This window comes from Pseudoxanthomonas sp. (assembly GCF_035999195.1).
Taxonomy (GTDB): Bacteria; Pseudomonadota; Gammaproteobacteria; order Xanthomonadales; family Xanthomonadaceae; genus Pseudoxanthomonas_A.
The window spans coordinates 1,745,347-1,766,257 of record NZ_DASYGY010000009.1 but is presented as its reverse complement, the minus strand read 5'-3'; the positions used below and the strand labels follow the sequence as shown (position 1 = coordinate 1,766,257).

The following is a 20,911-nucleotide window of genomic DNA, read 5'->3' as shown; positions in this document are numbered from 1 at the left end:
ATCCACAGTGGCGCTTCCTTATCGCCGGAGCCGTTCGTCCGCATGGAATGTCTCGACGAACTGCAGCGCGCACTCACGATAGGCAGGGTGCCGGGGATTGAAGAGGAGATTGAACGAGGCTGGCGCTACCGCGCTGGGAATGCGCAGCGCCAACGCCTGGCACGAAGCCAGCCAGTCATCACCCACCTGCTGTACTTCGGGACGGTATGGCCAGTCATTCCAGCCTTCTGGCAACACGTCGAGCGTCGTTATCGCGTCAGCGCGAAGCGCCAGACGCCCGCAGCACAGTGTACTGGGCACACGCTCCTGGTGGACCAGGAACTCGAGCAGTGCGGTGGACGCGGCACAGGAAGCGTAGACGGCGGGGCAACGGCCACTGGTCCAGCGTGCCGGAGTACAGGTCGGCGTGAACAGGTCCTCGCGACGGTCCTGCTGGTCGATCTGGAAAGCCATGATGGTGTCCATGGATGGGGAAAGTGGAGTTGGGGGCTCGCACGCTACGGTATCGGCTACATGGAGGATGTGGATGCGGTCTGTGGGCGTGGCTTCGGTAGCGCAGAGCCAGCCGCGCGATGTCCGTTCCGCATTGGCCTGCCGCCCGTTCACGCTCGCGTGACGTCGCAGCCTGAATAGTGTGCTTCCGGATCCCGTCTCTGATGTTATCGGGAGGCTTGATCGTGGAGGCTCGATGGACGTTGGAACGACGGAAGGCAACGAGCGGCTGCAGCTGGCGTTGAAAGCAGGTGGGTTGGCGACCTGGGACTGGGATATCCGGAGCGGTGAGGTCACCTGGTCCGACGAGCATTACCGCATCCAGGGCTACAGTCCCGGCGCCGTGATTCCAAGCTTCCAGGCCTGGCTGGATCGCGTCCATCCCGATGACCGCGAAGAGGCGATCCGCGTCCTTGAAGAAGCGCGTGCGCAGCGCACCGACTATGCGCACCGGTTCCGGTGCCAGTGGCCCACCGGGGCAGTGCGCAACTGTGCGGCACGCGGACTGTTCTTCTACGATGACGCCGGTAACGCGGTGCGGATGATCGGGGTGATGGAGGACATCACCGACGAGCATGAAGCCGAGCGCCTGTTGCGCGAAAGCGACGCGCGCTTCCGCCAGTTCGGGGATGCGTCCTCCGATGTCCTCTGGGTCCGCGACGCGACCACGCTGGCCCTTGAGTATCTCAGTCCCGCTTTCGACACGATCTACGGGGAGGATCGCTGCGTCCTCCTGGCACACCCGGCACTGGCGCGCTGGCTCGACCTGATCGTGCCGGAAGATCATGCGGCGCTGCTCGCCGATATCGAGCGCGTGAGGGCGGGCGAGCGCGTGATCAGCGAATACCGCACCCTTCAGAAAGGCAGCACTCGCCTGCGTTGGATGCGCAATACCCAGTTCCCCATCCGGAACGAGCGGGGCGACATCGTGCGGATCGGAGGCATCAGCCACGATGCCACGCGGGAACGCGAAAACGCGGACCGCATGCAGGTCATGATGGCCGAGCTGCAGCACAGGACGCGCAACCTGATGGCCGTCGTGCAGTCCATTTCGATCCGGACGCTCCGCGAGAGCCAATCGCTGGGCCAATTCCAGCCTCTCTATCTCGAACGGCTGTCGGCGGTGGCACGCGTGCAGGGATTGTTGTCGCGCCTGCCCGAGGGCGACCGGGTGACGTTCGATCAGTTGCTGGGGGAAGAGTTGCAGGCCCACGGCATCGCCCACGGCCGGGTCGACGTGCAGGGGCCCTTGGGTGTTCAGCTGCGCTCTTCCGCACTGCAGATCCTGGCGCTGGCGCTGCACGAACTGACGACCAATGCGGTGAAGTACGGCGCGCTGGCCTGCGAGCATGGCCGTCTGTCCATCCACTGGAGCGTGCTGCCGTGCGAAGACGGCAGGCACGCGCTGCATGTGGACTGGAGGGAGGTCGGGGCGTCCTGCGAACCTGCGGACTATGCGACATCGGGAGGCTATGGCCGCGAGCTCATCGAGCAGGCGCTGCCCCACCAACTGATGGCGCGGACGTCGTACGCGATCACGCGGGACGGCGTTCACTGCCGACTGGAAGTGCCGTTGGACCAGATGCTCGACGGTGTGGCGTCACAGCGTCACGGAGCCGCCTGACACGGTAAGCAACGTACCGGACGTGTAGCTCGCCGTGTCGGCCGCCAGCATCACGTAGGCCGAAGCGAGTTCGGCCGGCTGCCCGGGCCGTCCCATGGGCACGTGCGCGCCGAACTCGGTGACTTCCTCTTCGGACATACCGGCGGGGATGAACGGGGTCCAGATCGGACCCGGCAGCACCGCGTTCACGCGGATGCCCTTGTCGGCCAGGATACCCGCCAATCCGATGGTCAGGTTGGCGACGGCGCCCTTGGTGGCCGCATACGGCAGGATGTTGGGGCCGGGCTTCTTGGACTGCACGGAGGCGGTATTGATGATCGCTGCGCCTGGCGCCAGGTGCGGCAGCGCCAGCCTGACCAGATTGAAGACCGCGTGCACGTTGGTGGCGAACGTCTTTTCCCATTCCTCCAGGGTGATTTCCTCGAAGGACTCGTAGTATTTCTGGTAGGCCGCGTTGTTCACCAGGATGTCGAGACCCTGCAGCGAGGACACCGCTTCCTGCACCAGGCGCTCGGCCTGCGCGGGGTCGCTGATGTCGCAGGCGAAGGTCACCGCGTTGCGTCCGGCCTCGCGCACGAGGGTGGCGATGCGATCGGCGTCCTCCCCTTCGCACGGCAGGTGGACGATGGCCACATCCGCGCCTTCCCGGGCGAAGGCGATGGCCACGGCTGCGCCGATGCCACTGTCGCCGCCGGTGATGAGCGCCTTCTTGCCCTCCAGCAACCCGTGTCCTATGTAGCTCTCCTCACCATGGTCCGGGCGTGGATCCATGCGGTTCGTCTTGCCAGGAAACGACTGCTGCTGTGGCTTGAAGGGCGGCTTCGGATAGTCGGGGACCGTCATCGTGGTGTCTCGTCCGGAAGGTGAAGGATCAGTATCCGCAGCGCGCGAGAAGAGAATGCGAACATGGACCCCGCGCACGTGACGGCGGAGCGGCACAACGATGCGCGATCGACGTGACCATCACGCGGGATAGGCGAGCGAGGTCATCAACGCGTTCTCGGCTTGCCTCGAATCCAGCCGGGTGTGTTGCACCACCACCGGTACGCTGGCGACCACCACACTCGCGTACGGCGTCGCGCGCGGCAGCGGGGCCGGGTCGGTCAGATCGTTGTAGCGCAGGTGCCGCGTACGCCGGGCAGGTACCGTATGCCGGTAAGGCCCCACCGGTTCGCGATCGGTGTAGTAGATCGTGATCTCGATCTGCGCATCCGTATCGCCTGTGTTGACGATGCAGCACGCTTCGTGGCTTTCCAGCTCGGGAGCCGGACCATGGCTTCGGTCCGGCAGATAGCCCTCGGCTATCACCCACCTGGTGTGGCCGAGGGGGCCGTGGTCCACGGGTATCGACATGCATCGGCTCCATCGCAGGACGCATGCAGGCTGCAGTCGCGCGGGTGAGGAGAATGTGCATCGGTGGTTCACACCGGTACGACAGTCGCGTCGTCTACTGTCGCGACATGGCACTGATCGGCTACCACGCATCGCACGAACAGTTCGCCCCCGCGGAGCTGCTGTCGTGGGTCGCCAGGGCCGAACAGGCGGGTTTCAAGACCGCGATGTGCTCGGACCACCTGCATCCCTGGAGTCGTGCGCAGGGCCAGAGCGGGCATGCGTGGACCTGGTTGGGCGCCGCGATGGCGCGGACGTCCCTGCCGTTCGGCGTGGTCAACGCGCCGGTGGGCCGCTACCACCCCATCGTCATCGCACAGGCAGTGGCCACGCTAGGATGCATGTTCGGCAATCGCTTCTGGCTGGGTGCGGGTAGCGGGGAAGCCCTGAACGAGCATGCCGCCGGCGTCGCTTGGCCCTCAAAATCCCGACGCAACGCTCGCCTGCGCGAGGCGGTCGACGTGATGCGCGCACTCTGGCGCGGCGAGTGCGTGAGCCACGAGGGCAGCTTCACCGTGCGCGACGCGCAGCTGTTCAGCCGGCCCGCGCATACGCCGCCGGTCCACGTCGCTGCGCTGACCCCCGATACCGCGCGCTGGGGAGCGGGATGGGCCGATGGCCTCATCACCATCGGCACGCCTGCAGCGCCGCTGGCCGACATCCTGGCGGCCTTCCGCAGCGCCGGCGGTGCGGGCAAGCCAGTCCATCTGCAGGTCAAGCTGTCGTATGCAGCGACCGAAGCGCTTGCGCGGGATGGCGCGCTCGAGCAGTGGCGTTGCAACGCCCTGACGGCCCGCGCGACCGAAGAATTGCGGACGATCCGCGATTTCGAGCACGCAGCGCGCGATATCGGAATCGAACAGGTGCAGGATGCGGTCCACATCAGTGCCGACCCTGAGGTGCATGTCGACACGCTTGCGCGTTACCTGGCGATGGGCATCGATGGGATCCACCTCCACAATGTCAATCGATGGCAGGCAGACTTCATCGATGTGTTCGGCAGGCATGTGCTGCCGGCGCTGGGACGCTGATCGATGACGACGCACGGTGCCTCAGCCGACCATCCCCGTCATGATCGGGGGCTGGTCAATCTGCGTGCGCGGCCCCATCGACACATCGTCAGCCACGGCGAGACGGCGCTGGTGGTGGATGCCGCAGGCGAAATACATCCGGACGAGGACCTCGGCCTGTTCGTCCGCGGCACCCGCGTACTGAGTACGCATGCCTGGCGGGCGGGCGGGCGGAGACTGGTGCCGGTATCGCTGTCGGCGGCGCGCCAGGATCAGTGGCATGGCTACTACCTGGTGCCTGCGTCCGGAGACGATGACGGCGACCCGCGTGCCAACGCCGCCAAACAGGGCATCGAGGTGCTCGTCGTGCGTGTGGTCGGCGAGGGGCTGCACGAGGATGTCCGCATCACCAACCACGCCGGCCATCCCGTCTCCTTCGTGCTCGAATTACGTGCCGGCGCCGACTTCGTGGGACAGGACGAGGCCGGCAACGTGTCTCCCGGAAGGGGTCGCAGCACCTGCGTGATGGCCGATACCGCCGATCGGGTGGATCGGCGCTGGCGTTACCGGGCGCGCCGGACCGATCCCCGCGACGGAAAGGTGCGGCGTGTGGAGATGGTGGTGCGGCTGCAGGTCGATCGTCCGGCCGAAGGCGTGGTATCGCCCGATCAGTCGCACCGGATCCGCTTCCGTGTGGCGCTTCCGCCGCGCGGCCAATGGCATGCCTGCCTGGCGTGGAGCGTGGAACGGGATGGCGGGGTGCTGGACGCACCCCCGTGTCCGGGGCGCGCCTCGCCCTCGCTGAAGGAACGTGTGCAACCGACGTGGCTGGAGACGTCGCTGTCGGTGGGCGATGCACGGTCGGTGTGTCGCGCGGCCTACGTGGACGTCGTCGGACTGCTCGGTCGTGCGCAGCGCGATCTGCACGCGCTGCGTATGCCGCGTCTGGACGACGCTGATGCCTGGACCGTCGGTGCGGGCGTGCCGGCCTACCTGGCCACGTTCGGACGCGACATCCTGACCACGGGATGGCAGTCGGCGATGCTGGGCGACGAACTGATGCGCGGCGGCCTCAACGAGCTGGCGAAGACCCAGGGCAGGCGGCGCGACGACTGGCGCGACGAATCGCCCGGACGCATGCTGCACGAGGCACGGCTCGAGCCAGCGGCCTGCCTCAACGAGCGGCCGACGGCGCGGTACTACGGCAGCCTGACGTCGTCCAGCCTGTTCCCCTTCGTCGTGGGTCAACTGTGGCAATGGACGGGCGACCCCGCGCGCGTGCAACCGTTCGTCGATGCGGCGATACGCGCGCTGCGCTGGCTCGACGACGAGGCCCTGCAGGTGCCGGGCCCCTTCTACGCGGTGCGTACACGCTCATCGCAAGGCCTGGACAACCAGACGTGGAAGGACTCGTCCGAATCGGTCGTCGACAGGGAGGGGAACGTCGTCGGGCAGCCGGTGGCCACCTGCGAAGAGCAGGCGATCGCCTACATCGCCAAGCGCGACTTCGCAGACGTCCTCGAGGCCGTGGGTCGGCGCGACGACGCCGAGACCTTGCGCCGGCAGGCCGAGGCGCTCAAGCGCCGGTTCAACGAACACTTCTGGGTCGAGGAGACCGGGTTCCTCGCGATGGCGCTGGATGCTCGGGGCAGGCCGATCGCGTCGGTCGGCTCCAACGCGCTGCGGTGCCTGGCCAGCGGAATCGTGGAGCCTGGCACTGCACGACGCATCGTCGAGCGCGCCTTCGCACCGGACATGTTCAGCGGATGGGGGATCCGGACCCTGTCCTCGGACCATCCCGCCTACAACCCGCATGGTTACCATGTCGGCACGATCTGGCCGGTGGAGCACGGGCCGTTTGCCCTGGGCCTGCGACGCTACGGTTTCGTCGAGGCGTGCCAGCGGCTGTGCCTGGCCCAGTTCCAGCTGGCCGATCTGTGCGAGGGGCAACGCCTGCCCGAGTGCGTGACCGGACACGCCCGCGATGCGATGCATCCGTTCCCCGCCATCTATGCGGCGGCGAACGCTCCGCAAGCGTGGTCGGCATCGACACCGGTCGTGCTGTTGCAGGCCCTGCTCGGCATCCGCGCGGATGCACCCCATGACACGTTATGGCTCGATCCCGCCCTGCCGGAGTGGTTGCCGGAGTTGCGTTTGCAACGATTGCGGGTCGGTCGGGCGTCGGTGGATATCGACTTCGTCCGCGACGACACGGGAGCGACCCGCTTCGACGTGACAGGCGGCGACGAACGGCTGCGGGTGCGTCGCGGCGTGCCGGACGCACCCTGAGCCGGCGAGCCGCTCCGTCAGTTCGCGGGCGCGGCGGAAGCGAGGCGCTGTGCCTGCTCCAGGTGGGCCGCGACATGGCCGCGGGTTGCCGTCAGGTGCTGGCGCACCGGCTCGGACGTGGCGGCGGGGATCAGGCGCGTATCCAGCGCATCGAGCGCTTCGGTGTGGCCTTTGACCATCGCGTCGACGTAGGCGCGGGCGTACTCGTCGCCTGACTTGGCATCCAATGCCGCGAGCTCTGCCTCGCCCTTGCGTTGCTGCGTCATGGCGTCCTGGGCTGCGGCATCCGGATCGAGGGCCTGGGTCTTCTCGCGGTTCTCGGTATGCTGATCGATCATCATCCGTGCGAACGCGGCCACCTCACCCTTGACGCCCTTGTCCAACGCCTGCTCGCCGGCGGCGATCTCATGCGCATTGATCGCATTGAGCACGCCCAGCGCAGCAGGTTCTGGCATGCCGGCCGCCGGGGCCGTGCCGTCGGTTGCGGTGGAGGTCACATCGGCGGTCGCGTCCGTCACCGCATCGGCGGGCTCGGCAGCGGCCAGGGGAGTATCGGAGGCCATGTCGGCATCGTCGGGATGGGTACGGTCGTTGCAGCCGCACAGCAGCAGTGCAAAAGCGAAGGAAGCAGTGGCGGGGGCAGACAAGCGATTCATGGATTCGGTCCTCGATAAGGGGATGCGCATGGCAGGCAGGGTCGCCATGCCACGGCTCGCAATGTCGGCGCGAGGGCATGAAGAGGATGTCCGGAACGCGTCCCACCGGTGACCGAATGCATCACGTCGTGTCCACGCGCGGAGGACTAGAAGAACGCCATATCGTCCCGTCCAGCTGTGCGCCCTGCGCGGGTCAGCCGGCCGGTCAGCAGGAGAGGAAAACCCCATGATCACGTCCGCACTGCCTGGCTTGATATCGCATCCTGTCGTTCTTGCGACCGTGTCATTTTCGGCCGTGATCGCCGTGGTGGGCTATCTGGCCACTGCCGACAGGCCCCCGGTGACCAGACGCTGCGCATCGGCAGGGCTCTTCGCCGTCGCGATGGGCGCGGGCTTGCAGTACATCTAGATGAAGAGCTTGGACCTGATTCAGTTGCGGCGGGTGTCGCTCTGGCGCTTCGCGGCGAATGCCAGGCCCTCCAAGGCTGACGACACCGAAGCCAGATCGAACGGTTTGCGCAGATACGACAGCGATCGGTAGGCCTCGGGTAGTGCATCCGGGTCGTAGCCGGTAATGAGTACCGTGGGAATGCCCCGTTCGGCCAACGCATCGGCCAGCGGATACGAATACTCGGAACCCAGGTTCACATCCAGCAGGCCGACGTCCGGCATGTCGCCGCTCTGGATCGACTGCATCGCCTGCTGTACGCGAGCGAAGGGGCCCACCACGCGGCCGCCCAGCAATTCCACCGCTTCCTGCAGCGCCGAGGCGAGCAGGTACTCGTCTTCCACGATCAGGACGTTGCGTCCGCTCAATGAAGGGGACATGGAGCCTCCTCTTGATGTATCCGTGCCATGCGGCGCTTCCACAGTCACTCCATCCCGTTCATCGTCTGCGCGTCAGCACGTGCCCGATCACGGCGGTGATCAGCAGGCAGGTATTGGTGACTGTGAAGACCCAGTTCTCCAGCATCACCGAGTAGACGACGAACAGCGCCGATGCGCACGCCTGCCCGATAAAAAGCCACGTGGAGACAGTCCGATCCTCGGGACGGCGCGCCTGCTTCATGATCTGCCTGCCCAGCGTGACCAGCAGCACGATCGACGCGGTCCAGCCAATGATTTCCGCCATGGAACATCACCTCAGGCGTGATTATTGGCCTTCGGAGTGAAGAAGATGTCCTTGCCATCACGTTGCCGTCAACAGATCGGGCAAGCATGCCGCCAGCGCCTGCACGATCCGGCCCGCGTCAGTCGGCTTCTGCAGGACCGGCGCATCCCGCAGCGCCTCGGGCAGCACGAACGGGTCGTAGCCGGTGACGAAGACGAACGGGACCCGCAGTCCGGCCAGCCGCTCCGCCGTCACAAAGCTCGCGCCTCCGCCCAGATTGATGTCCAGCACTGCGCCGGTCGGCGGTACATCCAGTGCGTCGAGCGCGGAGGCCGTATCGGAGAACGGGCCGAGCACCGCAGCTCCCGCGGAGCGCAGCGCCGCAGCCGTATCGTTCGCAAGATAGAAGTCATCATCGAGCACCAGAATGCGGTGACCCCGCAAATCCACGCGGCCATGCAGGTCGTTCGATCCGCCCTCGACCCGGACGGGCACCGGCGCCTGCGTCTGCAGGATGCTGCTGCCATCCATCAGCGGAAACTCGATCGATGCCACCGCTCCCGTGGCCTCGAAGGCGATCCTGCCGATGCCGCCCAGTTCGTACGGCACGCGTTGTTCGATCAGGGACGTGCCGAAGCCGCAGCGCTGCGGCGGGAACCATCCGGCCGGCGCAGGATGCCGCTCCCGCCACTCCATACGCAGCCAAGGTCGCCCATCCTGCGGTTCGACCTTCCAGCGCAGCGAAACATGTCCATCCTCGCGGGACAGCGCGCCGTACTTCAGGGCGTTGGTGGTCAGCTCGTGCAGTGCGAGGGAAAGCACCTCGGTCGCCTTCGCCGGCAGGGTAAGGTCGGGGCCGGCAAGGTCATACTGCGCATCACTGTGCGCCTGCGCCTTCAGTTCCTGCTCGGCGAGCGCGTGGACGGAAACCCCGGCGTTGGCGGCCTGGGTCAACAGGGCCTGGGTACGCGCCAGCGACATCAGGCGACCCGACAACAGGCGGGCGTACTCGTCCACCGTGTCGGCCGACAGCCGGCTGCGCGTCACCAACGAGCCGAGCATCGCCATGATGTTGCGCACCCGATGCTGCAGTTCCGCCAGCAGGATCTGCTGGTGTTCGTGCGCCCGGCGTGTCTCGGTGACGTCCGTCGCGATTCCTGCGACACGGTGCACATTGCCTTCGGCGTCGTAGAGCGGGAAATCGGTGCTCATGATCCAGCGGAAACCGCCCTCGTCCTGGCGTTGGATGCGGAATTCCTGCGTGAGGGATTCCCCGGCGCGGACGCGATCCAGATTCCGCAGCACGGTCTGGCGATCATCCGGCACGACGTGCGCAGCCCAGTGACGGACATCGCCGAGGGCGTCCGCGACCGGCAGGCCGTAGATGGTCTCGAACGCCGGGCTGGCGAACTCCATGGCCAGCGTAACGGCCGAGCGGATCCAGAGGATGTTCGAGGATGCGCTGGCGAACTGTCGGAACCGCTCTTCGTTGATGCGGATGCGTTCGGCGCTCTGCTTCAGGTCGTCGATGTCGATCACGATGGACAGGGCGCCGGAGACCTCGCCCTGTGGGTCGAACATCGGCGCCGATGCGACGCGTGTCCAGCGTTCGCTGCCGTCGTCCGCCTCGAACAGGAACTCGATCCCCGGCACGACCACCTCGCCCCTCAGCGCGCGCGCGGTGGAGAAATCCGTGCGTTCTATCGGACGTCCATCCGCATGCCAGCCCCGCCAACACCCGACGTTGGCATCGTCCAGCGAGGGAATGCGATCCCCGGGGAGGTACTTCTTCATGACGTCGTTGGACATCACGACATCGCCGCTGCGGTCGACGATGGCCACGCCCACCGGCAGCAGTTTGAAGGCGAGCGCCAGCCGCTGCTCGCTCGCCTGCCGCTCGGCCTCACTGGCGTCGCGGGCGATGCGCGCGCGCTGGCCGAGGCTGGTGTCGAGCATCGTCACCAGGATGCCGTCCACCGTGCCGTCGGCTCCGCGCACCGGACAATAAGTGAGGGTCAGCCAGGTGTCTTCCACCATACTCCCGCGCTTCAAGGGATACGGCTTGTCTTCGAACGTGACCGTATCGCCTTGCCAAACCCTGTCGTAGATAGGCGCATTGATATGCCAGACCTCAGGCCAGCACTCGGCAGTGGGTTGGCCCAGTCCGGCCGGGTGTTTCTCACGCATGATGGCGGCATAGCCATCGTTGTAGATCTGTACCAGGTCCTTGCCCCACAGCAGGATCATCGGGAACCCGTGCCCCAGCATCACGTCCACGATGCTGCGCAGATGCGCAGGCCATTCGTCCCGCCCGCCCAGCGGCGTAGCGCTCCAATCGAATTCGACGACGCGCCGTGCCATTTCCCCGCGCGTGCCGCGGTCATCATCGATCGGCATTGCAGTACCTACGGCGATCTTCCCGATCCAGGAGTGAGAAGCGGGCCTCACACTCCGGCGAGTTCCGTGGGCCTGAATCTACCGATGTGTCGAGTGAAAGCAGCGTAAAGCGTAACGTGTGTACAGTGGCGCAGGAACCTTTCATCGGACCGCGGTGCGTTTTTCACGCGTCTCTTCAGGCAGCGTGCCATAGTCGACGTCCATACACCCAAGGAGCAGGGTCATGAACATGTCGATGGAATGCGCGACCGCAGGCAGTCAGCAAGATGGACTGTTGCTGTCGGGACAGCGTGTCCTGATCGTGGAGGAGAACTATCTCATCGCGGACAGGAATCGTGAATTGGTGACAGGCGAGGGCGCCAGCGTGCTCGGCCCGTTCGCCAGCGCCTACCCCGCGTTCCAGGCATCGATGACGATACCTCCCACGGTCGCGCTGTTGGATCTGGACCTGGATGGCAGGCCGTGCTTCAGATTGGCGGACGCTCTGGTGTCGCTTGGCGTGCCGATCGTGTTCCTCACGGGCTACGAGCCCGACATCGCTCCCTCGCGTCACGCCAGTGCCGCCTGGATCACCAAGCCTGCATGCGTGGATGACGTGCTGAAGGCGCTCTCTGCCGCGGTCGCATAGCAGGTGATGGCCCGGGCGCACTGTAACGTGCGTCCGCGGCATCCTGATCCTTGCGGGGACATGGTGTCGTCCGTTCACTCCACGATCACCGCATGCAGGCGAAAAACATCGCCTGCGAAAACGCGTGGAGACGCCATGAATTCAGCCACCTCCGCGCCCGTCGAAGGCAAACTGCCGCGCCGGGCCGCGATCCTGCGCTTCCTGTTCCGGTACAGGAAATCGGGCGTGTTCAACGGCCTCTCGCTCGAGCCCACGATGCTCGACGAGGGTGGCGACGATGATGGAAGTCCCGAGCAGTTCGCCGATGAGCTCGAGGCGCTCGGACCGACGTTCGTGAAGCTGGGCCAGATGCTGTCCACGCGTCCGGATCTGGTGCCGCCGGCCTATGCGTCCGCGCTGGAACGCATGCAGGAGGATGTCACGCCGGTGCCTTTCGAGGTGATCCGGGAGCAGGTGGAAGACGCGCTGGGTGTCAGGATCAACAAGGCCTATGCCAGTTTCGAGGAGGTGCCGCTGGGGTGCGCGTCGCTGGCGCAGGTCCACCGGGCGCGACTGCGCGATGGGCGCGAGGTCGCCGTCAAGGTGCAGCGGCCCGGCGTGGCGCAGCAGCTGATGGCGGACCTGGACCTGTTGCGCGGCATCACCGGCACCGCAGACCGGTTCACCGACATCGGACGCCACGTGCGTTTCTCCGAGTGGCTCGGGGAGTTTTCCCGCTCGCTGACGGCCGAGCTGGACTATGTCGCCGAGGCGGAGAACCTGGAGCGTTTCCGCGAGCACCTGGCGCCGTTCCGACAGTTGTGGGTGCCGGCGCCGGTGTGGGACTACACGGCCAAGCGCGTGCTGACCATGGAGCTGGCCGACGGGCGTCGGGTGGACGAGATTTCCGGATTGCGACGTACCGAGCAGGACATGACCCCGCTGGCGGAGGATCTGCTGCGCGGCTATCTGGACCAGATGTTCGTGCACGGCGAGATCCACGCGGACCCGCACCCGGGCAACCTGAGGGTGACCGAGGACGGTCGCCTGGCGGTCTTCGATCTCGGCATGGTCGCCAATGTGCCGCCGCGCCAGCGCGATCGGCTGCTCAAACTCCTGTTCGCCGCCGTGGACGGGCGCGGCGAGCAGGTCGCCGAGGAGTGCATCGCACTGGGCATTCGCCTGGAAGACTACGACGAGCCGAAGTTCCTGCGGGAAGTGGGCCAGCTGATCGCGCGTTACGGCGCGCACCAATCGTCGATGTCCGAGGGACGGGTGGTGCTCGACCTGGTGCGCATCGCCATGCAATGCGGACTGCGGCCGCCGCCGGAACTGAGCCTGCTCGGCAAGACACTGTTGAATCTCGATACGGCCTGCCATCTGCTGGCGCCGGCGCTCGATACGCAGCGCGTGGTGGAAGACCAACTGCAGCACGTGATGCGTGCCCGCCTGCGCAAATCGCTGTCATCGCCCAGCCTGGCCAGCGAGATGATGGAAGTGCAGGCGCTGCTGCGCGACGGCCCGCGAAAGGTGTCGGACATCCTCTCGCTGGTGGCCGAGAATCGCCTGCAGATGCGTCTGACCGGTCTGGAGGAGTCGCGGTTGATGGAGAATCTCCAGAAGATCGCCAATCGCATCTCGGTAGGCGTCATCACGGCGGCGCTCATCCTGGCGTCGGCGATGATGATGCGCGTGCCGTCCGCGCATACGCTGTGGGGTTATCCCGTCGTCGCATTGCTGCTGTTCCTGCTGGGTGTGGCGCTGGGTGCCGGCATCGTCGTCAGTTCGCTGGTCAGCGATCACCGGACGCGTTCGCGGGAGGAACGCGGACCCCGATAGTTCATTTTGCGGTGCCGCATACCCACATTGCATTCACGTCCGCATACTTACCGTCGATCGTCATGAATCAAGTTGACGAGCCGATGCTGGGACCACGTGGCCCGTTGTCGGACGAGGCGACCCAGTTCCGTCTGCTGCTCGACAGCGTCACCGATTACGCGATCTACATGCTCGACCCCGATGGATACGTGAAGACGTGGAATCCGGGCGGGCAGCGCATCAAGGGCTATTCGCCCCAGGACATCGTCGGCACCCATTTCTCGCGCTTCTATACGCCCGAAGACGTGGCCGCGGGTTTGCCGCAACGTGGGCTGGACGCGGCCCGGAATGACGGTCGCTTTTCCGCGGAAGGCTGGCGTCTGCGCAAGGATGGCACCCGCTTCTTCGCCAGCGTCGTCATCGACCCGATCTGGGTGGGCGATGAACTGGTCGGCTATGCGAAGGTGACCCGCGACATCACCGAGCGGGTACAGGCACAGCAACGCCTGCGCGAGGCCGAGGCGTCCCTGCTGCAGGCGCAGAAGATGGAAGCCATCGGCAAGCTGACCCTGGGGCTCGCACACGATTTCAACAATCTGCTCGGCGTCGTGATCAATGCGCTGGAACTGATCACGATGCGGGTCAGTCACGATCCCCGGCTGACAAGGAACGTGGATGCCGCGTTGCGAGCCGCAGAGCGGGGTGCCCTGTTGACCCGCCAGCTGCTGACGTTCGGACGGGGACAGAACCTGACGCCGCAACCGCACGACCTCAATCGCCTCATTCTCGAGCTGGCGGACCTGATGCGCCGCAGCTGTCCGGAAAACATCGAACTCCGCTTCGATCTGGCCCCCGGGTTGCCCGTCCTGCAGGTCGACAGGTCGCAGCTGGAAGCCGCCATCCTGAACATGGTCATCAACAGCCGCGACGCCATGCCCGAGGGCGGCGAAATCCTCATCCGGACCTGGCGTGCACATACCGCCATGCCGGCAGCGACGGAGCACGCGGCACAGGACATGGTGTGCGTCAGCGTCCAGGACACTGGCACAGGAATTCCGTTGGAGTTGCAGCAGCGGGTCTTCGAGCCTTTCTTCACCACCAAGGATATCGGCAAGGGCAGCGGACTGGGCTTGAGCCAGATATTCGGGTTCGCCCTGCAGTCCGGCGGCTTCGCTTCCCTCGACAGCGAACCGGGGAACGGCACGACGGTGTACGTGCATCTGCCGGTCGGGAGCACGAGCGAATGATCCGGGTGCTGCTGGTGGAAGACGAGGTCGATCTCCTCGAGATTGTCTCGGAAGGGCTTGATGCCCACGGTATGCACGTCACCGGTGCGCGCTCCGGCGCGGTTGCCCTGTCGCACTTGCGAGGTGGTGGCGCTTTCGATGTGTTGGTATCGGATATCGCCATGCCGGGAGGCGTCTCAGGCATCGATGTCGCCGTCGAGGCATCGCGTGCGCACATGCCGTTGCGCATCATCCTGACGTCGGGCCATCCGTTGTCGCACTTTCCTGCCTTGCCCGAAAACGTCACCTTCCTGAGCAAGCCCTATCGCCTCAGGCAGTTGCTCGAGGCCATGCAGGCGGCGATACCCTAAGCGCGGCCCGGACTGTTGGGGCATGTGCGGGTGGTGAGGCAGGCGGCCCGTGTCTACGCCGCGTAAACGGGCGCGGCGCGAGGATGCCGGGATGTCCAAGACGACAGGACGTTGACATGTCCATCTGGCGGCTCAGGGACGGAAGCGCGGACACGGCGTGGCTGGCGGGCCTGGTGGGAGCGGGTGCGTGGCAATCCACCCGCTGGGCCGACGGGACAGGTGATGTTCCCGCCCTTTGGATACCGGCCGGGGTGCTGTGTGCGTGGCTGTTGATGAGGCCACGGTCGACGTGGCCCATGGCATGCCTGGTGGCGCTTTCGGCCGACGCGGCGGGTCAGGTGCTGGCGGGTACACGTCTGATGCCTGCCGTCTTCCTTGCGGTTTGCCATCTGGCCGAAGTGCTGTGCGTTGCGGTCTTCATGCGGCGTGCCATCCCGGACGCCCGGGATCCCCGGCACTGGGGGCATGTCGGGCGTGTCGCGACGGTCGGCACGCTGGCGGGCTGTGCGATATCGGGCCTGTTGGCACTTGCGGTCTACCGCGCCTTCTCTGGCGCCGCGACGCTGGAAACGTGGTTGGCCTGGTACGGCGCTCATGTGCTCGGCATGGTGATCGTGGGGACGACGGCATGGGTGGTCCACGTGAAGGGGATCCGGGCGCTGGTGCCCCCCGGGCGCCGCGTCGGCTTCGTGCTGGGCATGGTGTTGCTCGTGGGGGGCGTGGGCCTGGCATTCCGCTTCCGCTATCCCGTCCTGTTCCTCACCTACCTTCCCCTGCTGATGGTGGCCTTCCGCTACCGGTTCGGCGGTGCGGCGGTAGGCGTGTCGTTGTTCGCGTTCATCGCCGTGGCCAGCACGGTGGCCGGCCATGATCCCTGGACGGAGGTGGTCGAGCCGGCATGGCGGACCGCGCTGCTGCAGCTTTACCTGGCCGGCGGATGCCTGATCACCATTCCGGTGGCGTTGGCCATGGCGGAGCGGGATCGGTTGACCGCGCGTGTGCGGGAAAGCGAACAGCGGTACCGCCTGCTTGCCGATTTTTCGGGTGACCTGGTCGTGCGCCTGGATGCCTCGGGTGAACGGACCTATGTGTCCCCCTCGGCGCTCGACATGCTCGGATGGATGCCCGAAGAGATGCTGGGGACCCGCTGGGACCTGCTGCATCCGGACGATCGCGAAGCGCAGCGACAGGCGATGCGCGAAGTCGTGGCGTCCGGCCTGCCGCAGACGCATCGCTACCGCGTGCGGCACAAACGCGGGCACTTCGTATGGACGGAAGTCGTCATGCGCGCCGCACCGCCGGATCCGACCGGGGGCGCCGTGCTGATCCTGTCGGGACGCGACATCAGCAAGCGCGTGGCTGCCGAGCGTGCGCTGGAAGCCAGCCGCGCGGACCTGCAGCGACTGACCATGATCGATGCACTGACCGGCATCGGAAATCGGCGACAGCTGGAGCAGCAGTTGGCGCGGGCCATCACGGGATTGGGTACGGAGCGCCACGCGGTGGCGCTGTTCTTCCTGGACATCGATCACTTCAAGGGCATCAACGACACCCATGGCCACGCGACGGGCGACGGCGTGATCCGCGCTTTCGCGCAGCGGCTCCAGCGTCAGGTCGGCGTGGCTGGCCTGGTGGTGCGATTGGGTGGAGACGAGTTCGTCGTACTGCTGGAGGGTGACATCGGCACGACGAGCGCCACCGGCATCGCGCGCAAGGTACTGGCCGCGGTCAGGGCGCCGATCCGCATCGGTGAGCGCATGCTGACCGTGACCACCAGCATCGGCATCGCCTTCGCGCACGGCCCTGCAAGCCAGGACGATCTGTTGTCAGCGGCCGACGAGGCGCTGTACAAAGCAAAACAGAAGGGCCGCGACCGCTACGAGGTCGTGGTCATCGCTGCGACGGAAGGCGGCGCCCGGACAGGCAAGGCAGAGCCCGGGCATGGCCGCGAGGCGGGGGGGACAGGGAGCGGGGTTCGATGGGGCTGAAGAGGCGATCGCCGGCTGCGGGGCTGGCGCGCATGAAGGTGGTGCGTCTGGTCGGTGTCTTGCTGGGGCTGGTGATCAGCGTCGGCCTGCTGCTGGCTATCCTGCTGGATCGTGCTGCGCGTATCGAAGCCGCACGACGCCAGAGCATGGCGGTCACGGTAGGCGTCGACCGTTTGCTTCATCTGGAGATACGCAATCTCGAACGCGCGCTGCGTGGCATGGCGGTGGTCGCCGACGGATATGCGGACGACCGGGGCGACCGGGAGCGTTGGGATCTGTCGGGCGAAATCCGCGGCGTGATCGCGCGCCATGCGGAGCTGCAGGATATCGATCTGTACGGGCGGGACGGACGCGCCCTCTACCGCGGTGTCAGCCCCTTAGGAGACGACACGCTGCCGGACATCGACGCGAACGCGACGGCGTCGGCGCTGCGTGTCGGACCGCTGGTGCATACGGGCCGCACCGAGCCGATCGTACCGTTGATGCTGCAGACCCCGGAAAGGAACTGGCTGGTGGCACGCCTGCGTACCTCAGAACTGCAGAGGATGCTCGAGGATCTCGACGTCGGCGAGCAGGGCAGTGTGGGCATTCTTTCCCCTCAAGGAACGGTTCTTGCGCGCCGGGGCGCTAGCGGCGCGCATGTGGGCAAGCGCGTGCCCGTCCCTGCCACACTGTTGCCGGGATCGACGGTCCAACAGGACCTCGTGAGCCAGCTCGATGGGGTGGAACGGTTCGCCAGCTTCTCGTCCACCAGCGGCTACCCGTTCGTGGTCGCGGCGGGGCTGGCCAAGCGTGAAGCGCTTGCGCCATGGCGCACCCAAGCGGCGATCGCCGTCAGTCTGCTGCTGCTGTACTGGGCAGTCACGCTTTACCTGCTGCGAAAGTCTTCCCGTCTGGAGGCCGCCCGTGATCGCGCCCACGATGCGTTGTCGCGACATGCGGACTGGCTGGCCAAAGCCCAGCTGGCGTCGCAGACGGGGGTATGGGCAATGGAGCGAAACAGCGAGCAGGTGCAGGCCTCGGATCACGCCGCGCGTCTGTTCGGCTTTCCTGCCGTCTCCGGGCCGCTGCCGCTGGAAGCGTTCTTCCAGCGGATGCACGAGAGCGACCGGGCGCAGGTGCAGACGGACTTCGCCCGCGCCTGGAATGAAGGCAAGCCGTTCCATGCCGAATACCGCATCCTGCTGCCTGACGGACGGCAGCGCTGGATCAGTGCGCAGGGCGCGCCGGTACACGATGGCGACGAAGCCCCACGGATGACGGGGACGGTCATGGACATCACCGAGCGCCGCCACCAGGAGGAACAAGTGGAGCGCGCAGAAGCGCAGTTCCGCGAGCTGTTCGAGCTGAATCCGTTGCCGTTCTGGGTCTTCGACATCCACAGTCTGCGGTTTCTCGCGGTGAATGCCGCCGCGATCCGGCGCTATGGGTATACGCGCGAGGAGTTCCTCGCCATGACGATCCTGGAGATCCGTCCTTCCCATGAGAGCGCGGCCGCGCGCGCGAGCGTGGACGATCGTTCCGAACCGCGCGATGCGGATCGTGTCTGGCTGCACAGGACCCGGGACGGGCGGGAGATGCATGTGCGCATCCACAGCAGCAGTATCCGCTTCGACGGCCGCGACGCGCGCTTGGTGCTGGCCGAGGACGTCAGCGAGCGCGTGGCCTACGAGGCGGATCTCGCGTGGCGTGCCGCGCACGACGAAGTGACGGGACTGCCGAACGTGCGCGCGTTCCTGAAGGCACTGGACACGATCGGGCCGGAAGAGCCCGATGCCGCCTATGCGGTGATCCATCTGCAGATAAGGGAACTCGATCTGGTCGCCTCCACACTGGGTCCGCGTGCACGCGATGGGATCATCCTGGAGGTGGCACGGCGCCTGTCGAGCTCGGTGGGAGCGGCGCGCGCGATCGCGTACAGGCCGGCAAACGTCTTCTTGGCCGCGGTGCCCAGCGTCGAGTGGGACGCGGCGGTCGATGCATTGCGGGCGGTGCTCGAGACACCCGTCGTTTCCGAATCGGGCAGCCACCGGATCGAAGCATGGATCGGCATCGCGTTCCAGCAACGCTCCGATCAGCCGGCCGAGGAGGTCGTGAGCCATGCGGCGTTGGCGGCCCTGCATGCCAGAACCGAGAACGCGCCGATCATGCACTACACGGATGCCCTGGCCGAGAGTGCGAACAAGCGGATCGCGACAGTCGGCAAGCTGCGAAGCGCGCTTGCGCGCGACGAGTTCGAGCTGCACTTCCAGCCCATCCGTCGTGTGTACGATGGACGCGTCGTGGCCGCCGAAGCCCTGCTGCGCTGGCGGTCGCAGGAGGGCTATGTGTCTCCGGCGAGCTTCATTCCGCTGAGTGAGGAGTCCGGGCTGATCGTGCCGATAGGCGAGTGGGTGATCGACCAGGCGGCAAGGGCACAGTCCGTGCTGTCCGCTGCGGGCTTTCCGGAGGTCGCGGTTGCGGTGAACGTGTCGGCTGTACAGTTCATGGCGGCCTCGGTTCCCCGCCTGATCCGCGATGCCAGCGCGCGCTACGGCCTGGCGCGCGGCGCCCTGCACGTGGAGCTGACCGAAAGCGCCATGCTCCGGCGCCCCGAAGTGGCCAAGCACGCGATGGAGGAGTTGCAGGGCGACGGCGTCTGCGTATCGGTGGACGACTTCGGAACCGGCTTCTCCAGCATGGCCTACCTGCGGGACCTGTCGTTGGATCACCTGAAGATCGATCGCAGGTTCGTCGACCATGTCGACGAGGATGTCGGGAATGCGTCGATCTGCCGGGCGCTGGTCGCCCTCGGAAGGGGGCTGGGACTGACCATCATCGCCGAGGGGGTCGAGCGGGCCGAGGAATATGCGTGGCTGGCAGAGCACGGTGTGGATCATGCGCAGGGCTATTACATCGCGCGCCCCGCGCCGCTGGAACAGTTCATGGCGTGGTTGAGGCAGGCAGACGGACACGCATGATCCGCAACTGCGCGGTCGTAGCACCTGCATGCAGCGAGGCGGTCGGCTTCCGGCCTCGGGATGCGATTTACCGCAATGTCATCCCTCGTCCCAAGGATCCTCGTCTTCCCTGGGATGCATCGATAGGGGGACCTCCGCTTCCGGATCGACAGGTTCCAGCAATGTGTACGCGTCCACTTCGGTTCTCGCGATCTCGCGACTCACCGTGTAGCTTTCCAGCACGGGTCGCTGTGCGCGCCGCAACAGCGAACGGTGACTGGATAACGAGCCACTCAGCCAGCGCACGGCGGGCGCGCCCTCCAGGAAGACCGGTCCGTCCTGCGTCAGCGGTGCAGGGATCGCCGGGTTGGGCGCTGTCAGAAGGGTGAAACTCAACAGCGACGTCCCGTCCTCGCCTTTCCACTCTTCCCAAAGGCCGGCTGCCAGCAGAGCGCCGCCATCGCGTCGCTGGATGAAGTGGGGCCAGGGCGGTTTCCGCTGACGGTCCCACTTAAAGTAGCCGCTCATCGGTACCAGGCAGCGTCGCGTCTGCCAGGCTTGGGCAAAGATGCGGCTCTTCGGCGCGCGATCCACTCGCGCGGTAACGGTCGTGTAAGACGTGAACGGTTCCTTGGACCAGCGAGGGACGAGTCCCCAGATCATCTCGCTCAGTAGCACAAGGCGGTCGTCGGACATTATGACGACAACCGCAGGCTTCCCCTTGCTAATGTTGTAGTGCGCCGGAGTGTCCACGATGGCCTGCGCGATGGCCGCGGGCAGAGTACTGGCCAGTTGATCCACGTCTGCGATGGCTTGTACGAAACGGCGCATGCGGCCACCCTAGGCTCCCCGACGTGAGCTGGGGGTCTAGGTGAGTGGGTGCCTGCAAAGGGGTTTTCGCCCAGGCGCGGACATGGGCCAGGTTGACGCCGGACAGGACGGGTCATCCCGAGACGTCCGGTACCGGCCGAAGGCTGCCTTTTCGGAAGTG

At 66.2% G+C, this 20,911-nt stretch carries 18 protein-coding genes; 10 read left to right on the top strand and 8 right to left on the bottom strand.

Annotation, left to right across the window (positions count from 1 at the left end):
* Positions 1–18 precede the first annotated feature (18 nt).
* Positions 19–453 (bottom strand): RES family NAD+ phosphorylase, encoded by a 435-nt coding sequence (locus VGN58_RS15280; protein ID WP_327484033.1) that lies wholly within the window; start codon positions 451–453, stop codon positions 19–21.
* 235 nt (positions 454–688) lie between these two features.
* On the opposite strand from VGN58_RS15280, the gene VGN58_RS15275 reads away from it, so the two are divergent.
* Entirely contained in the window at positions 689–2,116 is a 1,428-nt protein-coding gene (locus tag VGN58_RS15275; RefSeq protein ID WP_327484032.1) for a sensor histidine kinase, read from the top strand.
* On the opposite strand, the gene VGN58_RS15270 is transcribed toward VGN58_RS15275, so the two are convergent.
* Together VGN58_RS15270 and VGN58_RS15265 are read right to left on the bottom strand one after the other, a co-directional pair.
* Entirely contained in the window at positions 2,093–2,959 is an 867-nt protein-coding gene (locus VGN58_RS15270) for an SDR family oxidoreductase (RefSeq protein ID WP_327484031.1), read from the bottom strand. The genes VGN58_RS15275 and VGN58_RS15270 overlap by 24 nt on opposite strands.
* Before the next feature lie 120 nt (positions 2,960–3,079).
* The gene (locus VGN58_RS15265; RefSeq protein WP_327484030.1) at positions 3,080–3,469 is read right to left on the bottom strand and encodes a sensory rhodopsin transducer; all 390 of its coding nucleotides are present in this window, start codon (positions 3,467–3,469) and stop codon (positions 3,080–3,082) included.
* A gap of 107 nt (positions 3,470–3,576) precedes the next feature.
* On the opposite strand from VGN58_RS15265, the gene VGN58_RS15260 reads away from it, so the two are divergent.
* Both VGN58_RS15260 and VGN58_RS15255 read left to right on the top strand, forming a co-directional pair.
* A complete protein-coding gene (locus VGN58_RS15260) occupies positions 3,577–4,539 on the top strand; it encodes a TIGR03885 family FMN-dependent LLM class oxidoreductase (protein ID WP_327484029.1) in 963 nt (320 codons plus the stop codon).
* Positions 4,540–4,542: 3 nt separating this feature from the next.
* The gene (locus VGN58_RS15255) at positions 4,543–6,807 is read left to right on the top strand and encodes a glycogen debranching N-terminal domain-containing protein (RefSeq protein WP_327484028.1); all 2,265 of its coding nucleotides are present in this window, start codon (positions 4,543–4,545) and stop codon (positions 6,805–6,807) included.
* Between the two features lie 17 nt (positions 6,808–6,824).
* Here the strand turns inward: VGN58_RS15255 and VGN58_RS15250 are convergent, their stop codons facing one another.
* A complete protein-coding gene (locus VGN58_RS15250; protein ID WP_327484027.1) occupies positions 6,825–7,511 on the bottom strand; it encodes a DUF4142 domain-containing protein in 687 nt (228 codons plus the stop codon).
* A 178-nt stretch (positions 7,512–7,689) separates the two neighbouring features.
* Between VGN58_RS15250 and VGN58_RS15245 the strand changes: the two genes are divergently transcribed.
* Positions 7,690–7,872 (top strand): hypothetical protein, encoded by a 183-nt coding sequence (locus tag VGN58_RS15245; RefSeq protein ID WP_327484026.1) that lies wholly within the window; start codon positions 7,690–7,692, stop codon positions 7,870–7,872.
* A 20-nt stretch (positions 7,873–7,892) separates the two neighbouring features.
* Here VGN58_RS15245 and VGN58_RS15240 read toward each other — a convergent pair whose 3' ends face one another.
* Genes VGN58_RS15240 through VGN58_RS15230 form a run of 3 tightly spaced genes read right to left on the bottom strand, consistent with a single transcriptional unit; the run spans position 7,893 to position 10,971 of the window.
* Positions 7,893–8,291, bottom strand: a complete 399-nt coding sequence (locus VGN58_RS15240) for a response regulator (protein WP_327484025.1) — start codon at positions 8,289–8,291, stop codon at positions 7,893–7,895.
* 58 nt (positions 8,292–8,349) lie between these two features.
* Complete coding sequence (locus tag VGN58_RS15235; RefSeq protein ID WP_327484024.1) at positions 8,350–8,595, bottom strand: hypothetical protein; 246 nt, start codon at positions 8,593–8,595, stop codon at positions 8,350–8,352.
* 57 nt (positions 8,596–8,652) lie between these two features.
* The gene (locus tag VGN58_RS15230; protein ID WP_327484023.1) at positions 8,653–10,971 is read right to left on the bottom strand and encodes a PAS domain-containing protein; all 2,319 of its coding nucleotides are present in this window, start codon (positions 10,969–10,971) and stop codon (positions 8,653–8,655) included.
* A gap of 223 nt (positions 10,972–11,194) precedes the next feature.
* Here VGN58_RS15230 and VGN58_RS15225 point away from each other — a divergent pair, with 223 nt between their 5' ends.
* The 6 genes from VGN58_RS15225 (at position 11,195) to VGN58_RS15200 (ending at position 19,941) form a co-directional block, all read left to right on the top strand.
* Positions 11,195–11,599, top strand: coding sequence for a hypothetical protein (locus VGN58_RS15225; RefSeq protein ID WP_327484022.1), 405 nt, complete (start codon positions 11,195–11,197; stop codon positions 11,597–11,599).
* A 135-nt stretch (positions 11,600–11,734) separates the two neighbouring features.
* Positions 11,735–13,417: an ABC1 kinase family protein gene (locus tag VGN58_RS15220; protein ID WP_327484021.1), complete on the top strand. Its 1,683-nt coding sequence runs from the start codon at positions 11,735–11,737 to the stop codon at positions 13,415–13,417.
* Between the two features lie 62 nt (positions 13,418–13,479).
* The gene (locus VGN58_RS15215; RefSeq protein ID WP_327484020.1) at positions 13,480–14,643 is read left to right on the top strand and encodes a two-component system sensor histidine kinase NtrB; all 1,164 of its coding nucleotides are present in this window, start codon (positions 13,480–13,482) and stop codon (positions 14,641–14,643) included.
* Positions 14,640–14,993, top strand: coding sequence for a response regulator (locus tag VGN58_RS15210; RefSeq protein WP_327484019.1), 354 nt, complete (start codon positions 14,640–14,642; stop codon positions 14,991–14,993). Before VGN58_RS15215 ends, VGN58_RS15210 begins: the two co-directional genes overlap by 4 nt.
* A gap of 83 nt (positions 14,994–15,076) precedes the next feature.
* A complete protein-coding gene (locus tag VGN58_RS15205) occupies positions 15,077–16,981 on the top strand; it encodes a diguanylate cyclase domain-containing protein (protein WP_327484018.1) in 1,905 nt (634 codons plus the stop codon).
* 32 nt (positions 16,982–17,013) lie between these two features.
* On the top strand, positions 17,014–19,941 hold the full coding sequence (locus VGN58_RS15200) for a bifunctional diguanylate cyclase/phosphodiesterase (RefSeq protein ID WP_327484017.1): 2,928 nt from the start codon (positions 17,014–17,016) through the stop codon (positions 19,939–19,941).
* 78 nt (positions 19,942–20,019) lie between these two features.
* On the opposite strand, the gene VGN58_RS15195 is transcribed toward VGN58_RS15200, so the two are convergent.
* Positions 20,020–20,751: an SOS response-associated peptidase gene (locus VGN58_RS15195; RefSeq protein WP_327484016.1), complete on the bottom strand. Its 732-nt coding sequence runs from the start codon at positions 20,749–20,751 to the stop codon at positions 20,020–20,022.
* Positions 20,752–20,911 lie beyond the last annotated feature (160 nt).

What these genes read in the sequence shown, in the direction of transcription:
- VGN58_RS15205 (WP_327484018.1), top strand. Translation starts at nt 15,077, where the DNA reads ATGCCGGGATGTCCAAGACGACAGGACGTTGACATGTCCATCTGGCGG.
- VGN58_RS15225 (WP_327484022.1), top strand. Translation starts at nt 11,195, where the DNA reads ATGAACATGTCGATGGAATGCGCGACCGCAGGCAGTCAGCAAGATGGA.
- VGN58_RS15240 (WP_327484025.1), bottom strand. Translation starts at nt 8,291, where the DNA reads ATGTCCCCTTCATTGAGCGGACGCAACGTCCTGATCGTGGAAGACGAG.
- VGN58_RS15245 (WP_327484026.1), top strand. Translation starts at nt 7,690, where the DNA reads ATGATCACGTCCGCACTGCCTGGCTTGATATCGCATCCTGTCGTTCTT.
- VGN58_RS15250 (WP_327484027.1), bottom strand. Translation starts at nt 7,511, where the DNA reads ATGGCGACCCTGCCTGCCATGCGCATCCCCTTATCGAGGACCGAATCC.
- VGN58_RS15265 (WP_327484030.1), bottom strand. Translation starts at nt 3,469, where the DNA reads ATGTCGATACCCGTGGACCACGGCCCCCTCGGCCACACCAGGTGGGTG.
- VGN58_RS15215 (WP_327484020.1), top strand. Translation starts at nt 13,480, where the DNA reads ATGAATCAAGTTGACGAGCCGATGCTGGGACCACGTGGCCCGTTGTCG.
- VGN58_RS15230 (WP_327484023.1), bottom strand. Translation starts at nt 10,971, where the DNA reads ATGCCGATCGATGATGACCGCGGCACGCGCGGGGAAATGGCACGGCGC.
- VGN58_RS15260 (WP_327484029.1), top strand. Translation starts at nt 3,577, where the DNA reads ATGGCACTGATCGGCTACCACGCATCGCACGAACAGTTCGCCCCCGCG.
- VGN58_RS15200 (WP_327484017.1), top strand. Translation starts at nt 17,014, where the DNA reads ATGAAGGTGGTGCGTCTGGTCGGTGTCTTGCTGGGGCTGGTGATCAGC.
- VGN58_RS15195 (WP_327484016.1), bottom strand. Translation starts at nt 20,751, where the DNA reads ATGCGCCGTTTCGTACAAGCCATCGCAGACGTGGATCAACTGGCCAGT.
- VGN58_RS15210 (WP_327484019.1), top strand. Translation starts at nt 14,640, where the DNA reads ATGATCCGGGTGCTGCTGGTGGAAGACGAGGTCGATCTCCTCGAGATT.
- VGN58_RS15270 (WP_327484031.1), bottom strand. Translation starts at nt 2,959, where the DNA reads ATGACGGTCCCCGACTATCCGAAGCCGCCCTTCAAGCCACAGCAGCAG.
- VGN58_RS15280 (WP_327484033.1), bottom strand. Translation starts at nt 453, where the DNA reads ATGGCTTTCCAGATCGACCAGCAGGACCGTCGCGAGGACCTGTTCACG.
- VGN58_RS15235 (WP_327484024.1), bottom strand. Translation starts at nt 8,595, where the DNA reads ATGGCGGAAATCATTGGCTGGACCGCGTCGATCGTGCTGCTGGTCACG.
- VGN58_RS15275 (WP_327484032.1), top strand. Translation starts at nt 689, where the DNA reads ATGGACGTTGGAACGACGGAAGGCAACGAGCGGCTGCAGCTGGCGTTG.
- VGN58_RS15220 (WP_327484021.1), top strand. Translation starts at nt 11,735, where the DNA reads ATGAATTCAGCCACCTCCGCGCCCGTCGAAGGCAAACTGCCGCGCCGG.
- VGN58_RS15255 (WP_327484028.1), top strand. Translation starts at nt 4,543, where the DNA reads ATGACGACGCACGGTGCCTCAGCCGACCATCCCCGTCATGATCGGGGG.